Genomic DNA, 15,113 nt, shown 5'->3' on the forward strand with positions numbered 1-15,113 from the left:
TTAATTTCCTTCTTGTGTTGATTCTAACTTTTGCTGTTTCTTGCTATACGAAATTGATGATAATACCGCCCATACAATAAACGCTACACCAATCAATCCTGTTACAACTTCAGGTACATGCACACCTGTACCACTTGCGAGCATAATCAATGCTAAAGCACCAATCGCATAATGCGCACCATGCTCTAGATATACATAGGCATCCAATGTGCCTTTTTCAACTAGGTAAATGGTCATAGAACGAACAAACATCGCACCTATTGCCAAACCTAACATAATCACAACAACATCATTGGTAATTGCAAATGCACCAATGACCCCGTCAAAACTAAAAGATGCATCTAATACTTCTAAATACAAGAAGCCACCAATACCACCTTTTACGACCGTACCTGTAACTGTTGCGTTGCCATTTGAAGATTTTTCATCTTCATCTTCGTCATCAGAACCGCTGCCTTCAAGTAAGTGCCCAATGACCTGCACACCCACATAGACCACGATTCCCCAGATTCCTGCCATAACCACAACTAAACGCTGTGCTTCTGGTACAAAACCTGCGATCACCAACAATACAACCAGTGAAATAAAAACTGAAATCGCTTGAATGCTACCTAAATCTGCTAATTTAGACTCGATCCAATGAAACCAATGTTCATCTTTTTCATCATCAAAGAGGAAGTTTAAAAAGACTAATAATAGGAAAATACCACCAAAGGCAGCAATTTCAGCATGATGATCCATCAATTTTTCAGAATAAGTTTTAGGGTCATTTAGTGCTAACTTAGCCACTTCAACCATACTCATATCTGCGGTTACACCAACAATGAGCAATGGAAAAACCAATCGCATACCAAATACAGCAACGATGATTCCGACAGTTAAGAATAACTTACGCCAAAACATATCCCAATGTTTAAGTACGGAAGCATTCACAACGGCATTATCAAATGACAATGACACTTCCATGATGGCTAAAATACCCGTAATTGCCAATACTTTAAACATCATCATCAGACCTGCATCAGGTCCGTGAGTAAATCCCCAATATGCTGAAATTGCTAAACAGATAATGGTGAATAAGATCGAAAATCTAAAATGCTTCATTCATTCCACTCAACGTTTAGATGCTAATGCCATATTGATGGCACATTGCACGCAAACCACCTGCATAGCCCTGACCTACAGCACGGAATTTCCATTCACCGTTATGACGATACAATTCACCAAATACCATTGCTGTTTCAGTTGAATAATCTTCGTTCAAATCAAAACGAACGATTTCAACTTGACTTTGATCATTAACAATACGAATAAATGCATTTTGTACTTGACCAAAGTTTTGACCACGTTGCTCTGCATCATGAATCGTCACCGTAATCGCAATTTTTTGAATATCCGCAGGTACTAAACCCAAGTTAATTTTGACGGATTCATCATCACCATCGCCATCACCTGTACGGTTATCGCCTGTATGTTCCACAGAACCTTCAGGAGAGCGTGTTTGGTTATAGAAAATAAAGTCATGTTCACCACGAACCTTATCGTTTGCGCCCAATAAAAATGCTGAAGCGTCTAAGTCAAAATCCGCACCATCTGTTGCACGAGCATCCCAACCTAAACCCACAAGTACTTGTGATAATGATGGGTCTGTTTTACTTAGTGATAAATTACCACCTTTATTTAAAGTAATAGCCATGTATTTCTACCCTTTCTCTTATGAACTTAAATATAAAAAATAAATAAAATTTTAATCTTTAGATCCTTGTGTCCAACGGAAGCCAAACCTGTAATGCTGATCTAAATATTGTTGATCTTTAAAATAACGCACCTCACGATTTGCCTGAATACTACCCGCGATATTTTTTAACTCAACAATAGCGCAAGTCGTCAAATGATTACCATCTGTTAAACGCACTTCAATTTCAGGCTGATTTGGGATACGAATCGTCACGACACCATCTGTTGCAGCCCATTGTGCTGCACCCGAATAAATATAGGTATAGATCACTACACGCTCAATTTCATCCCAACGATCACCATTAATATGCAAGTTCTCGCCTGTCGTCACGGCGCCAGTACGATCATCACCATCTAAATAAATGAATGGCGGACGATCATAATGTCCAAACTGATTGCCCAATGGCTGTACCAATGCAATCTGACCGCCTTTGAACTGAATCATTGCACCCAAATCGAGATCGACTGTTTTATTTCCACCCACTAACTTCTTAAAAAATGAACCAGATTGGGTTTGCTGACCTTGATTCCAGTTTAGATTTACTGAAATTTTACCAAAACCTGAGCCTTTTTTAGTCAGGTTAATACTTGAATTGGTTTTGTCTAATTTAATTTTAGATAAATTTAAACTTGAGGTTGGCGTTGGCGTTGGCGTTGGCGTTGGCGTTGGCGTTGGCGTTGGCGTTGGCGTTGGCGCAGCTTGTGTTGTTTCTGCTGCAATTTCAACACCAAAGTTTTCAGCGAGTGGTTTTAACCCACCATTAAAACCCTGATTCACAAAACGAAATTTCCACTTTTCATTATGCTTATAAACCTCAGCCAAAATCAAAGCTTTCTCAGACTTTTGTTGAGTTTCCACAATTGCTGTTGCAACTGTTTGCCCATTTTCCTGTAACTCGATATGAATTGGAGCGAGTACATGAACTGCATGCGGTTCATTTAAAGTGGCACAAATTGCAATTTTACTGATTTGAGGATCAATTAAAGCCGTATTAAAGCTTAATTTACTCTGATAAGGTGCTTTACTGTTAGATTCAGTTAAGATTACACTTTGATTCGTGGTCTGTTTTTGTCCGTAGAAAATCATATCCTGATCACCACGAACTTTTTGTGTGGTTTGGTTTAACAAATAAGCGGTGATGTCTAAATCGACATGCGCTGGGACATTTGTTTTTATTAAAATTTCAACATTTTGTTGATTTAGTCCAATATTACTACCTGCAATCAATTGCATATTATCCTCAAAGCCATTGTTATAAATCTATAAAAAGTGAATTTCCCAATGAAATCAAAATTTAAATTACTCTGATTTAATATATTTGAATAACTCATTTTTATCATAAAAATGTGACATACCAAAGCATATAATTCTTTTTTTTAACAAAAATATAAACAAAGCAGATTTAAAAAAAGATTGCAAGTGATTCTATTTTAATTATATATTGCAAAAGATTTTAATAATTGATTACCTAGCTTCTGAGATAATTTTTTGTAATTGTTTTATTTTCTCTTATATCGAGAAATATACAAAATAATATCCAAGAAATTTATTATTAAACTTTAATTTTTTTAAATTTAACTTACTTGAGAATAAAACTGACTGTGAAAAATTATTTTACTGTTTGGATTGCTGAAAGTTTTTCCTGTCAAAAAGATATTATTGCTGCTTTAAAAAATTCCACTTTAAACACTCAACTGCATATCATCTGTTCACACAATTTGCAGCGCCCTGAGCTGTTAAATATCGCAGATTTATTTATACATCAACCACCTATTGAAGAGTCAGCAGCATGGTTGTTAGAACAATGTATTTTTCACAAAGTTCATCTGTTATTTTGTGGTAAAAGAGCCCAATACATTGAACCTTATCGTGAACAATTTAAACAACATAATATTCAATTGGTTACAGGTGCATCGTCCTTAGCTGAACTTGAACTTATGGATGATAAATACGCTTTTACAGAAAAATGTAAAGCATTAAATTTACCCTATATTCCTGCATTTAAAGTAGATTCAACGACAAGTTTAAAAAATGCCATTGAAACTGCTCAAGCGCAGTTTGGTGAAATTTGTGCCAAACCTGTACATGGCGTATATGGTGCAGGCTTTGTAAATTTAAAAAATGATATTGATTATTTTCAACACTTTAAATCACCTTTTGTTGCCAATACACAACAATTTATCGAAGCGTATGCACAGCTTCAACAAGGTATTGAATACTTGATTATGCCGTATTTGAATGGTGAAGAGTGTTCTGTTGATATTGCTTGTGATCATGGTAAAGTTTTGGCACAAGTCACACGTATTAAACATCAATTTCATCAAGTGTGTTTTTTAGATCACCCTTGTCATGAAATTTGCACACAACTCGTTCAACATTTTAATTGCGACGGTTTAATTAATATTCAGTTTAAACAAGACCAACATCAAAAATGGCATATTTTAGAAATTAATGCACGTCCTGCGGGCGGATTTGCATATACCCAGCATACTGGGGTGAATTTAGTTGCAGAACTTTTTGCACAAAAATTAGGCTTGGATTTAGCTCGTGAGGCACCGCTTTCACCTGTCAAAGTATTGCCTTTAGTACAAAGCTTTAAAATGGATTAAGATTAATTAATGAAAGAAATTGAATTAAGTCGTGGTTGTATTCGTGTTTCAGTTCGTCAACATCATCCTGATTGGGATTTAGATCATTTATTAGATTTTGCAGAAAGAATTAATCCTAAACGCGCATTTTTGTTTGTTTCCAAAGTCTTAGGTAAACATATTCCTGTTGCCCCTTCAACAATGCAACGGAGTTATGCTGATTTATCTGCTTTAATTCCTAAAGACCTTCCTTATCCGATTTCAGTGATTGGGATGGCTGAAACGGCGGTAGGTCTAGGTGCAGGCGTTTATCGTGAGTTAAAACAAGATTTTGCTGAGAATGCTTTATTTTTAACTACAACACGTCATCCTGTTGATGCTCTACCCACTTTAGGATTATTTTTAGAAGAACACAGTCATGCACAAGATCAATTTATCTTAAGCAGTCATGATCCTAAAAAACATCAGCATATTATTGATTCTAAAACGCTCATTTTAGTTGATGATGAGATTTCAACTGGCAAAACTTTTAAAAATCTCATTTTAAGTTTACAAAAAGCAGGTTTAGCACAAGTTGAACGTATTATTTTAGTGACTTTAGTGAATTGGGCAGAACAACATTTAGATGACTTAGATGTTGGTGTTCCAATTGAAGTAGTGTCTTTGTTACATGGGCATTGGCAATGGCAAGATAATGATAAAGCCATTGAGATTCATATGCCTGATGTAAATAAAACCAATCAGGAAGCACAGAAAATTATTGCTCCACATAACTGGGGGCGTGAACCTAGCTTTTTAGACTGTACAGCATGGTCTAACGTCAAACTTAAACATCCTCATGAAAAAATTCTAGTTTTAGGCTCAGGTGAGTTTAGTTGGATTCCCTTTTTACTTGCAGAACAATTAGAGCAACAAGGTGCTGAAGTTTATTATAGCTCCACAACACGCTCTCCTATTATGCAAGGACATGCCATCCAAAGCATTTGTTCATTTACTGACAACTATGGGCTGAATATTAATAATTACGCTTATAACGTGAAACATCAAAAATTTGACCGCGTTTTATTGGTCGTTGAAACAGAAAAAAATAGTGTAGATCCTGCACTTTTTGCACAAATTGAAAATTTAGAAGTGATTAGCTATGAACCATAAGCCATTAATTTTTGTTGATTTAGACGATACTTTATTTCAAACCAATCGTAAATCGACACCCACAGATTTGCATAAAATTGCAACGACTGATATTAGTGGACAGCCTTTATCGTATATGAAACCTAAGCAACAGATTTTTGTGAATTGGCTATTTGCATCTGCTGATGTTGTTCCTGTCACCGCCCGTTCTGTAGAAGCCTTAAAACGTGTACATTTACCATTTCAATATGGTGCGGTATGCTCACATGGTGGCACAATTATTGACCATCAACAAAATATTGACCAAGATTGGTTTAATATTCAACAACAAGCTGTTGCACAATTCAATGAATTATTACATGAATTACCTGATATTTTACTCAAAACTGCACAAGATTTAGGTTCAATCCGCACTTGGACAGTCGAAGAAAATGGGCTAAAAATATATTCAGTCGCTAAACAAAATCAGCCAGAGAATGGTTTGTTCTTAGATCAATTGGTTGAGCATTTACCAGCCGAAGTGATTGAGCATTGTTATATTCATATCAATGGCAATAATTTAGCGGTTATTCCAAAATTTGTTTCGAAACAAAAAGCAGTTGAATTTTTTATTGAAAAACATGATCCAAAAGGCGAACGTGCTATTTTAGGTTGGGGAGATAGTCTCTCAGATGCAGGTTTTTTAAGCTGCTGTGATTGGTTTGGCATGCCAAAAAATAGTCAACTCGACCAATTTTTAGCACAAAACCTCATCAATGATCACCGACAGAAAGGATTCTTAGGACATGTCTAATTTAAATGATATCAACCCAATCTTAGCTAATTTAGGTTTTCATGGTTCTTATCGCCCAGAAGATATTACATTTTTACTCAATATTACTCAGATCAAAACCACCCCTGTCGCAGAAAAAGAACGACTGATTCAATCGGGTAAAAAACACTACTCAGAAATGATTAGTGAAGAAAAAGCGCCAACGGCTGAACATTTAAAACATTTTCAGCATGCATTTGTACATGGCGCGGAACGTTTGGCACAAGAAGTACAGCAACTTGGTCTAGCTTTGATGACTCATTTTCCAAAGCAACCGATTATTTTAGTCAGCTTAGTCCGTGCGGGTATTCCTTTAGGTGTCTTGTTAAAACATTGCATTGCGAAACAACAACAATGTTTTCATTATGGTATTAGTATTATTCGAGATCGTGGTATAGATTTTGCTGCTTTAAATGCCATTATCCAACAACATGGTGCTGAAAATATTGTTTTTGTTGATGGTTGGACAGGTAAAGGGGCTATTTGCCGTGAATTAACAAAAAGTTTACAAGATTATCCTGCATTGTTTGATGAAGGTTGGACTATTCCTCGCCTTGTTACCTTATCCGATTTAGGGGGATATTCATGGTTAAGTGCTAGTTGTGATGACTGGCTCATTCCTTTTGGTATTTTAGGTTCAGTGATTTCAGGTTTAACATCTCGTAGCATTTTAAGGGAGGAGATTTTACAAACCGAAGCTGAACAGGATTGTTTTAATCCTGAAAAATGGCATGATTGTGTCATTTACAACCACCTACAAGATCATGATTTATCTGTAAAATTTATTCAAGATATTTTAAAAATTATTGATACACAACATCTTCAATCTAGCATTGAATGGAACAATGACATTCGTCTACAGCAACAACAACTTTGTTTAAGTACAGTTGATTGGATTGCTAAACAATATGAAATTGAAAATATTAACCATATTAAACCAAGTATTGCTGAAGCCACACGTGCTGTTTTACGCCGCGTTCCTGAAAAAATTTTAATTCGCGATGAAAACAATCCACATGTTCAATTATTGCTGCATTTTGCACAACAACAAAATGTTCCTATCGATATTTTAGGTTCTCGTTTAGGTCCATATCATGCGGTGACCTTAATAAAAAAAGTTGGAAAATAAAATCATGAAACAATTACAACATGCTATAGAACTTGGCGCGACCATGTATATTCCCGCAACTCATGAAAATTTATGGGAAGTCACCCAAGGTATAAAATTTCCAAATTTAAAATCTATTGCAGTCTGTTTAGAAGATGCTGTGTTAGAAAAAGATGTACAAACGGCTATGGTCAATTTAAAAGCGTTATTACAACGCCGTTCTGAACATCCAGACTTCAAAGCACCTGCTGTTTTTATCCGACCACGTCATATTGAAATGGCAAAATATATTGTTGACTGGGATTTTAATCACACAATCAGTGGAATGATTTTACCTAAGTTTACCTTACATAATTTAATGCAATGGATGGACGTTTTACCCTCACACATTCATCTTATGCCAACATTTGAAACCAAAGAAATATTTGATATGGGGCATAATGTTGAGTTACAACAAGCTTTAAAATATGACTTTCATAAAACCTTATGTTTAAGAATTGGTGGCAATGACCTACTGTCTTGCTTACATTTACGTCGACCTAAAAATACAACGATTTATCAAACACCTGTAGGTATGCTAATTTCACAATTAGCAGGTTTATTTATTCCTGCAGGTTTTCAGTTAAGTTCACCTGTATGTGAACACATTGAAAATACTCAGATTCTTTTAAGTGAACTCGAACAAGATATGAATAACGGTATTTATACCAAAACAGCAATTCATCCCTCTCAAATTGATTTCATTCACAAAGCGTTTCAGGTTTCTGTAGACGAATTTCAAGAAGCGCAACAAGTCCTAGCAATTGATGCTAAAAGTGTATTTAAAAGTCAGGGATCAATGCTTGAGCCTGCAACACATCGTAATTGGGCAGAAATGGTCTTATTACGCTATAAAACTTTTGGTTTAGATAAATCCAACCTAGCACATCAAAATGATGTGTTTAAATTAAATGCTTAAAACTTAAATAGCTAAAAATGGCGAAAATTTTCGCCATTTTTTTTAAATCTATATTGAACAATAAGCGCTAAGCCTCAACCATTTGCACCACCACCAAACGCCCACCATCCTGTTTAGATAATAAAATTTGTGCACCATCTGTAAGTTCTACTTTTCCACCAATTGGAATAGAAGTCTTGCTGCGGACATCAGTCAAGTCAGGTAAGTCTTCATTAACCAACCACCAACGATCTTGATGCAATACAAAATACCCTTTACGTTTTGTTTGTTCAGTCGTTAAACGCTCATTTGGTGCAATCATACTATTGGCATGCCAAGCAAACAAAGACTGCCCTGTCCATACCATTAAACGATGATTATCAGGACGATAACTCGAACCTTGTCGCGCTGAATATAAATTTAGAATAGGGAGTTTTCCTGTAAATACTGTTTTACAAAATGGACAACTCGGTTTTGTCGTATTATCAAATACATACCACTTATGACTACATGCTGAATTTAAACAAGGTTGTACCAAGTCTACTGTTTTCACTAAAGCTGTTTCCCATTCATTTGCTGAAGGGCGCTTGCTAGGATCATGTAGACCATCAATAAAACTTCGATTAAATAACTCAGTTAAATAAGGTCCTGTCACAGTATAGGGAATTTGTGCGGGATCAGCCCAAGGTAACTGTGAAGGTTTGAGTTGATTCGCTTTTACTCGATTACTTTGATCTGTTGGATGCTCAACAAATAAAGCACGCTCTCCCATCGCTAGATTTTCATCTTTTTGTGGATCATCTACATCATGAATTTTACCACCACGCAAAGGATGTCTATACAATAAATACATATAAATCAATACTGCAAGTGCATGCTTATCTGTGGCAATACTGGGTAAAATACGCTGAGGATCGTGTTTAGATAAATGGCTTGTCATCACCACTTCAGGCGCAATAAAGTCTGGCGTTCCTACAACATCAGGTGGAAATTTCCCTGGTACAACCAAACCATCAACATCTATTACGCAGGCACTCCCTGTCACAGGATCTATCAACACATTTTTATAGGATAAGTCTGAATGTGCCAAACCTGCAGCGTGCATGCGACGTACTGCACGTGATATCAATATACTGATTTTTAAATAATTTAACCAAGTTCCTTTTTCTCGATCATCCAAGAAACGGTTTTGATTATTCGCACTTGCAAACCACTTTCCTTCTTTTTCTTTCCCTTTAATATTTAAAAAATCATTATTTTTTGAGCCATAATCAAAGAAAAACTGTTTTTTATACGTTGGCGCCGTAATTCCAAGTAGATTATTATGCTCAATCAAACCATCTGGCCAACAAAAAATATTTTTCCAATAATCGCCGCCTACACCATTAAAAATACCTTGCCATTTATTACCCACAATTTCTTTTAAGCGGTCTTTTTGCTGTTCAAATGCAGCTTTAGACTCATAAAATTTATTTTTTTCTTTACTAAAAAAACATACAACATAACTACGATCAGGTGAAAAATAGACATCTTTCATGGCACCTGATCCAATCACCTCATCTACAAATTCGATTGGACGTCCATCAACTGTAGTACATTTTACGATTTTTGCCGACATTGCTTGACTACCTGATTTTTAAATATTTTTAGTTCAAAACTAGATTATTTTCCACAATCCGTACTATTTTTCAGAAGATTTCTTCCATAATGCCGCTAAAGTACGATCATCATGATGCCCTGTTTTAAAGAAATGCATCCATTCTAAAAGCGCTTGCTCAGGTTGAGTTTGAGCAAAAATAGGTTGTAATTCTGCATATAAATCTAGCCATTTTTGCTGATTTGCCAAACCCGCATCTGTTTCAAAAACTGGATCTGAAATACCATCGGTCATTAGCAATACGGCATTTAAATCTTTAAAACAGCCAATTTTGATACGACTACCTAACTCATGATGAATACTACGATCTAAAAACTTAGTCTGCCCTGCATATTCACCACCATCAGCAACATTCATCATACGTACCATATCGTCACTAAGAACAGCAATAGCGCCGTCTCCAACTGAAAAAGTACTGATTAGATTTTTTTCAGGATGTTGATAAATCACCGCAACCAAAAGTGTGGTCGAAAATGCTTTCGCTGCAACATTCATTTCTTGTGCAAGTTGATCGAGTTGCGTCAAAATAGAACGATAAATTTCATAATATACATTATAAAATTGTTGGTTTAATTTATTTGCAATACGTTGTGTTTCAGCTTCTTGCGGCTGATCTACTTGCCATAACTTAATATCAGCATCCAAAGCATCAATCGTATATTCATTAAAATATCGTTGAAATTCTTTTTGTACAATCTCTACAGCAACACGAGAACCTTCACGAGAATATTCAGCACTTCCTGCTCCATCTGCAACGGCTAAAATAGACCAAGAGCTTTTTGCAATATGTGCAATACAAAAATCATCATCTCTAAAACTGCCCGCATGTTCATGTGAACGTCCACGACGACTTGCTGCAATTAATTGATAATTTTCTGTATCAATGCACAATTGATCCGTATGAGGTTTAATAAAAGCTTGACCTTCTTTAGGCTCTATCACTTTCCATAAACTACGAGGGTCTGGGATTACATTGATACGGCATTGTCCTGTATATATTTCATGATTCACACGATATTGAAATGAAAAATTAAACTCGTCAGCTTCAGTGGGTTGACCTTGAATACTTTGTGATGGTTCATCAAACTGAAATTGCTCATTGGGAAATTTAAAACTTTCAGTAATAAATTCAATATTTTCTGGTACTAATGTAGATATCACTTGAATTTTTGAACAATATTCTTGCCCTGCACGTGCATTATCTACTTGGAATTTTAACTCATTGATCATTTTTGATTTAAACACATCTGTAATCTCTGCTCTATTTTTTTCAATTTGTGCTTGTTGTTCAGGTACAGTACGGGCTTGCTCTGGATCAATTAAAATCTCACTTAATTTCAATTGATCTTGCTCATTTTGCTCTGCCTCTGCAATAAGATGTTCTTGGGTCAGTTCTAAATCAATTTTCTGGTCAAGCTGAGCGTCAAATACAAGCGCTGTATTTTGTTCTAAATGATCTTGTTCTTTATCTTCTACATCTAAGTTGTTTTTAGTTGGTTCAGGTTCAACCACAACGACCGCATTTTCAATATTTAAATCTAAGGCTTTGTCTATCATGACATCTTGCGATGCGATTTCAGTTTTATTTTCAACTTGATGAGGTTCTGAAATTGTATTGAGTACAGGTTGTATTGAGCTTTGTTTTTTTAATTCAGAGATCAATCTAGATAATTGTTGTAACTGCTGCTCTGTTTTAAAGAAATCAATAAATTGTTCATCCAAACCAAGATCATTGACTGCTAAAATTTTTTTTATTTTACACGCTAACTCTTGCATAATATCCCTCTAAAATGACCCATTTTAAGATGCTCTAACCTTGCCCACGTGTTAAATCAAAATCGCCGCCCTCTGTGGAAAAGCTAATTTGACGATGACACCACGGACAAGTTACATACTCGCTATAGCCGTCATAACACATCAAATTACCACAACCACACATCGCAAAAGCGGTATCGGCATAACAGTGTGGGCATTGCGACCAACCTTCTAATTTTGAAGTATTAATTTGTGGTTTTTCTGCACTATGATCTGTCCAACTAAAATACTCTTCACTAATGGCTTCACAGGCTTCTAACTTAAAATTATAAAGATTAATATTTAAATCAGATAAACCACCATATTGTAAATTTCGGCTATATTTTAAAAGATAAGGATGATGTAATTTTTGACAACGCCCAACAAATGTAACTACTCGATCATCAGCATGACTTTTTCTAAATGTTAATTTTGATTTGGCTAAATTCATATAACGCTGATCAAGTGGAAGCAACTCTTCGGCATTTTGAAATTTTGCTACACTCACACTTTGTGATACGACTGATGCACTAATCCATTTACATAAACCTTTGACATATTCATGATCAATTTGATCGACTGAAATACAATGCTCTGTTAATTCTTTTAAAATTGAAAAATCAACATCTTGACCCAATCCAATGACAATCATCGTCACTCGATGACCATATTGAGCTTTCCATTCTTGTATCGCACTTTGGTACTCGTCCGTAGGGCGACCATCGGTAAATAAGTAAACGACGGGTTTCCAGTCTCCTTTGACATCTGCTGTGGTTTTAATCACTGAGCGATCAATTTCTCTGCCTAAATGCTGTAAGGCTTTACCTAAATGTGTTCCGCCACCTAAGGGTAATTCACATTTTTGATAAGCAAATAACTCTGTTAATGGGACTAAAGTTCGTACAATACCAGCATAAGCAATGACAGAAATATATACAGTTTCTAAAGCATAAGGGTCGGTGCGTAGACTACTCATAATAAAATCTACTCCCTCTTGTACTGCTTTTAAGGGTTGTCCAGCCATAGACTCTGAACAATCAATCATAAAAAATACCGGTAGTCGACGCATAAAATCATCCTTTTATTGTTATTCGTTGCCTATTATAAAATCTGTATTTGAGTGTAAATTTAAAATCAGAAAATCATGACATTACAGATATACAATCAGTAAAAACCTGTTCAGTCACGTCTATTACAACACCAATTGGATCTCAGAAGGTGGTGGTGGCAATTCAATATTATCAACAACACCAGCACTACTACTTCCCGCAACAACGCTCGCTGATACCCATTTGAAAAAACTCGCAAAAGAACTTGAGTCCATCGAATCCAACACAACCACTTGTGAAGTCAGTTGCTGTAAAGCTTCAGTTTTTGCTTTAGGTCCTGCGGCACATGCAACAATTGTAGCAAAATTAAGTTGTTGGATCGTTGGGATGATTTGCTGATACGCATAAACATCTGAAGGTGAGCCATCAGTCATTAAAAAAAGTAAAGGTCGCCAGTCTCCTTTTTGATCTTCTGTACTTTTTTTAATATTTTTTTGCACATCTTCAGCCAATAATTCAAGTGCGGCACCCATAAATGTTGCACCAACACTTGGAACTTCAATATCAGGCAATTGCACTTGATCTAAAGGTGTCAAAGGTAAATAAATCTTTGCTTGCATATCAAAAGTAATCACACTGAGATATACACTTTCAAGTGCATAAGGGTCTTGCCTTAATGCACTCAGCATCGACTGTAAACCAACATTTACAGAGTGAATGGGCTCTCCTCGCATAGAGCCAGAAGTATCCAATAAAATATAAACAGGGAGTCGACGCATATTATTCTCTATCTATTTAACTATTTAGGTCTAGTTTTAAACGTAATCTTTTAGCCATTCAACAAAATTATCTGAAGGTGAAGATGAACCTATCGCATTAAATTTCCAACCTGAATTTTCACGTACTAATTCAGCAAAAAGTAATGATCGTTGTTGTTCATACTGCCCTTGCCCTGATAAGTTAAAACGTACCATTTCTTTACCCGACGCATCAACAGCACGAATGAAAGCATTTTGTACCTGACCAAAATGTTGTTTATTTTTATTTCCTTCATAAATTTGCACAATAAAAACAATTTTATGATAAGCAGTTGATAATGAATTTAATTTCACAATAATTTGTTCATCATCACCATCACCCGCACCTGTTCGGTTATCTCCTGTTAACCAAATATGACCTGATGGATGTTTTAAATTATTGAAAAAAATTACATCACTATTATTTAATGTCGGATGCCCTGAAGCATCTCGCCCCAAATTTTGAACCTTGCCATTGTTATCACATAAAAAAGCGATGACATCTAAGTCGTATTCAGCAGTTTGCCCACCAAATAGCCCACCTAAAAAGCCTTTTTTCTGCTCAGCAATATCCCAACCTAATCCAATGGTTACCAATGACAAGTTATTGTCTGCTTTTTCTAATGAAAGACCTTGTCCTTTTGCGAGTGTAATTCCCACGTTATTTTCCTTTTTGTTTTTCGTTAAAAATTTGAGGGCAATTGAAACCTAGAATTTCATTGTCCAAGCTTATAAAGACTCAAAACTACAGTACAACATTCACTTCTGGTGGCGGTGGTGGTAAATCACTTAAACCTGTCACTTCTTTTTGACCTGCATCTACTTTCTGACTGCCTGTTGAAATACTTGCAGATACCCATTTAAAAAATGCTTTGATGGTATTTGAGTCTGCTGTAGCTAACTCCACAACAACTTCTGTAATTTGCTTTAAAATTGCAGTTTCAGCATTGTGTCCTGCTGCACATGCAATCACCATACCTGTTTTAACTTTTTTTAATTTTTCAAAACCTTTTTTCCAGTCATCTGTGGGCGCACCATCTGTCATAATAAAAACCAATGGTTTCCAGTCTCCTCGTGTATCTGGCGTGGTTTTTTGGACTTCTCGTTCTATTTGATCTGCCAACAAAGACAGTGCTTCACCCAGTTGAGTTGTACCTGTTGCTTGTAAGTTAGGTGTATTAAACATGGCTAATTCAGTCAATGGCATTAACTGCTTTGCTTTGGTATCAAAACTAATAATCGAAAGATATGCAGTTTCTAAAGCATAAGGGTCTTGTCTTAAAGATGAAACCAACATTTCGACCCCATTTTTTACGGCTTCTATCGGCTCACCTAACATAGATCCTGAGGTATCTAGCAATAAATAAACAGGTAATCTTCTCATCATTCTGTCCTTTTTTTATCAATTTTAAAATTTGTAATTAAAAGCATCTTAGCCTAAATATCAAAAATTAAAATAGAGAAATGTCCTGATTTTTTCATTTTTTATTAAATATCATTTTT

14 protein-coding genes are annotated in these 15,113 nt (G+C 35.7%); 5 read left to right on the top strand and 9 right to left on the bottom strand.

The features are described 5' to 3' along the window. The 3 genes from HX005_RS07660 to HX005_RS07670 are packed head-to-tail and all read right to left on the bottom strand — an operon-like array spanning position 1 to position 2,971. Positions 1-1,104, bottom strand: coding sequence for a DUF475 domain-containing protein (locus HX005_RS07660; protein ID WP_107008668.1), 1,104 nt, complete (start codon positions 1,102-1,104; stop codon positions 1-3). A gap of 16 nt (positions 1,105-1,120) precedes the next feature. Continuing rightward, entirely contained in the window at positions 1,121-1,696 is a 576-nt protein-coding gene (locus HX005_RS07665) for a TerD family protein (RefSeq protein ID WP_107008667.1), read from the bottom strand. A 51-nt stretch (positions 1,697-1,747) separates the two neighbouring features. Next, entirely contained in the window at positions 1,748-2,971 is a 1,224-nt protein-coding gene (locus HX005_RS07670) for a TerD family protein (RefSeq protein WP_286376895.1), read from the bottom strand. Positions 2,972-3,339: 368 nt separating this feature from the next. Here HX005_RS07670 and HX005_RS07675 point away from each other — a divergent pair, with 368 nt between their 5' ends. The 5 genes from HX005_RS07675 to HX005_RS07695 are packed head-to-tail and all read left to right on the top strand — an operon-like array spanning position 3,340 to position 8,334. Continuing rightward, positions 3,340-4,347: an ATP-grasp domain-containing protein gene (locus tag HX005_RS07675; RefSeq protein ID WP_286376896.1), complete on the top strand. Its 1,008-nt coding sequence runs from the start codon at positions 3,340-3,342 to the stop codon at positions 4,345-4,347. A 9-nt stretch (positions 4,348-4,356) separates the two neighbouring features. Continuing rightward, a complete protein-coding gene (locus HX005_RS07680; RefSeq protein WP_286376897.1) occupies positions 4,357-5,478 on the top strand; it encodes a phosphoribosyltransferase domain-containing protein in 1,122 nt (373 codons plus the stop codon). Continuing rightward, entirely contained in the window at positions 5,468-6,250 is a 783-nt protein-coding gene (locus HX005_RS07685) for an HAD family hydrolase (RefSeq protein WP_286376898.1), read from the top strand. The genes HX005_RS07680 and HX005_RS07685 overlap by 11 nt, the downstream gene beginning before the upstream one ends. Continuing rightward, positions 6,243-7,397 (top strand): cysteine protease StiP domain-containing protein, encoded by a 1,155-nt coding sequence (locus HX005_RS07690; protein ID WP_286376899.1) that lies wholly within the window; start codon positions 6,243-6,245, stop codon positions 7,395-7,397. Before HX005_RS07685 ends, HX005_RS07690 begins: the two co-directional genes overlap by 8 nt. Positions 7,398-7,401: 4 nt before the next feature. Further along, positions 7,402-8,334: an HpcH/HpaI aldolase/citrate lyase family protein gene (locus tag HX005_RS07695; protein ID WP_286376900.1), complete on the top strand. Its 933-nt coding sequence runs from the start codon at positions 7,402-7,404 to the stop codon at positions 8,332-8,334. Between the two features lie 67 nt (positions 8,335-8,401). Here HX005_RS07695 and HX005_RS07700 read toward each other — a convergent pair whose 3' ends face one another. The 6 genes from HX005_RS07700 to HX005_RS07725 all read right to left on the bottom strand — a co-directional run bounded on the left by HX005_RS07700 (position 8,402) and on the right by HX005_RS07725 (position 14,994). Beyond that, positions 8,402-9,931, bottom strand: coding sequence for a helix-hairpin-helix domain-containing protein (locus tag HX005_RS07700; protein ID WP_286376901.1), 1,530 nt, complete (start codon positions 9,929-9,931; stop codon positions 8,402-8,404). A gap of 63 nt (positions 9,932-9,994) precedes the next feature. Then, entirely contained in the window at positions 9,995-11,746 is a 1,752-nt protein-coding gene (locus HX005_RS07705) for a PP2C family serine/threonine-protein phosphatase (RefSeq protein WP_286376902.1), read from the bottom strand. A gap of 34 nt (positions 11,747-11,780) precedes the next feature. Beyond that, positions 11,781-12,833 carry a TerY-C metal binding domain-containing protein gene (locus tag HX005_RS07710; RefSeq protein ID WP_286376903.1) on the bottom strand — a complete coding sequence of 351 codons (1,053 nt, stop codon included), beginning with the start codon at positions 12,831-12,833 and terminating at the stop codon, positions 11,781-11,783. Positions 12,834-12,956: 123 nt separating this feature from the next. Next, positions 12,957-13,592, bottom strand: a complete 636-nt coding sequence (locus HX005_RS07715; protein ID WP_286376904.1) for a vWA domain-containing protein — start codon at positions 13,590-13,592, stop codon at positions 12,957-12,959. Between the two features lie 36 nt (positions 13,593-13,628). Further along, positions 13,629-14,270 (bottom strand): TerD family protein, encoded by a 642-nt coding sequence (locus HX005_RS07720; RefSeq protein WP_107008657.1) that lies wholly within the window; start codon positions 14,268-14,270, stop codon positions 13,629-13,631. Positions 14,271-14,355: 85 nt separating this feature from the next. Then, positions 14,356-14,994, bottom strand: a complete 639-nt coding sequence (locus HX005_RS07725; protein WP_107008656.1) for a vWA domain-containing protein — start codon at positions 14,992-14,994, stop codon at positions 14,356-14,358. Positions 14,995-15,113: the final 119 nt, after the last annotated feature.

It is taken from the genome of Acinetobacter sp. R933-2, from assembly GCF_030325485.1.
GTDB classification, from domain to species: Bacteria; Pseudomonadota; Gammaproteobacteria; order Pseudomonadales; family Moraxellaceae; genus Acinetobacter; species Acinetobacter sichuanensis.